General features: G+C 64.3%; 1 protein-coding gene and 1 pseudogene. Both read right to left on the bottom strand.

The annotated features are described in order from the left end of the window. Positions 1–693, bottom strand: a pseudogene (locus tag HX846_RS35930) (O-antigen ligase domain-containing protein); the annotation flags it as partial. Between the two features lie 2 nt (positions 694–695). Then, a partial coding sequence (locus HX846_RS35925; RefSeq protein ID WP_178967314.1) for a glycosyltransferase family 1 protein occupies positions 696–1702 on the bottom strand: 1007 nt, incomplete at its 5' end.

Genomic DNA, 1702 nt, shown 5'->3' with positions numbered 1-1702 from the left:
CAGCGCCATGATCCCGCCGGTGGCATTCGGGTGCATCCATGGCGAACCCATCCGCGAGGCCATGGCACCCAGGCCCAGGGACAGGGTGTCGAGGCTGCCGTAGTTCATCAGGGTCAGGATCGGCAACATGCCCGAGGCCGAGCGCGAGCGGATAAATACACCGATGGACATCACCAGCATCGCCAGTGTGCCCAGCAACAAGGCGATCACCAGGGCTTCGCGGTTCTTCTGTTCAACCAGCAGCTTGGCGGCGAGGAACAGCACCGACAGGTTCAGCAGCCAACGCAACCAGTTCGCCACGCCGCTGGCCTCGGCGGTGATGCTGACCTGGCCGACGATAAATGGCACCACTGTGAAGATCATCAGCCACATCAACATGCGGTCGGTAGGGCGCCGCGACAGCGGTGGGGCGGCCGGCAGGCGCGAGAGGAAACCGTGCCAGATCACCGCCGCCCAGGTCAGGGCGATCAGCGCCTCACTGACCGTACTGCGAATCCCCAGGTTGAGGGTGGAGTAGGGCATGAACGTCGCCACCAGGGCGAACAGCAGCAGTCCCCAGAACGGGAACCGCAGAATCGTCACGGCAGCGGCCAGGCCGATCACTGCCAGCACGGCCTTGACCGGGGAAAGAAACAGGATCAACCCACCAAACAGCAGGCCGAAGACGATGGCGACGAGGCTACCCAGTGAGATTCTCAATTCAATTCCTCGATCAGTTCGGCCAGGCGCCGACGGTAGGCCTGGTGGTTGAAGCGTTCGGCCCAGCTGCGTAACTGTTCAGGTGGTTGTTCGACGGGTTGGTCGGCCAGGTGCAGCATCAATTGCACCAGCGCCGCGCCGTCCGTGGGTGAAAACCGCGGTGCCAGCGGCGGGGTGATTTCGTCCAGCGAGGTACCGCTGGCCACCGCCACCGGAGTGCCGACGCTCAGGGCTTCGATTACCGGCAAGCCAAAGCCTTCCGCGTAGGAAGGCTGCCACAGGCGCAAGGCCTTGCGGTAGAGCCCGTGCAATTCAGCGTCGGATACGCCGCTCAAGGCGCGTATCCCCGGGTAGTTGCGTTGTGCTTCGGGCAAATGCTCCAGGCTGCCCACCAGCACCAGTTCCGGCACGCTCGGCGACTGGCTGCGCGCTTGCTGCCAGGCGTCCACCAGGAACGGCACGTTCTTGCGCAATTCCCGGGTACCCACCAGCAGCCAGTAGCGCTCGGGCAGTTGCCGGGCCGAGAGGTCCGCCGGCAGTCCGACAAAACCCACCACCTGGTTGGGCAACACGCGAATCTTGCCTGCCGCCTTGGGAAACAGCCGCGCGGTTTCGTCGGCACTGTACTGCGAAGGCGTCCACACCCGGTCTGCCGTGTGCACCGCATAGGTGATCGACAGCCGATCACTGGCCTTGTAGATCAGCGCCTTCAGGCGGTTGGCGTGATAGTTGTCCAGGGTGATCTGAAACAGGTCATGCAGCAGCACCACGGTGCGCAGGCCCTGGGGTTTGGGCGGCAGCGGCAGGCCCATATTGAAGGTGCTGATGTACACATCGATATGCTCATTGCGCAGCGCCTTGGGCAGGTAGCCCGCCTCGAAACGCAGGCGCTGGTGCGGCTGGTGCATGGCGGTCTTGGCGCAGCCCCAGTCCGGGCAATGCACGTTCAGGCGCAGCTCATCCCCCAGCGGCGCGACGCTGAAGCGTTCGAGCTCGATGCCGG

This window comes from Pseudomonas sp. K5002 (assembly GCF_013386655.1).
Lineage (GTDB): Bacteria > Pseudomonadota > Gammaproteobacteria > Pseudomonadales > Pseudomonadaceae > Aquipseudomonas.
The sequence above is the reverse complement of the archived record's forward strand: the minus strand, read 5'-3'. Positions and strand labels throughout refer to the sequence as shown.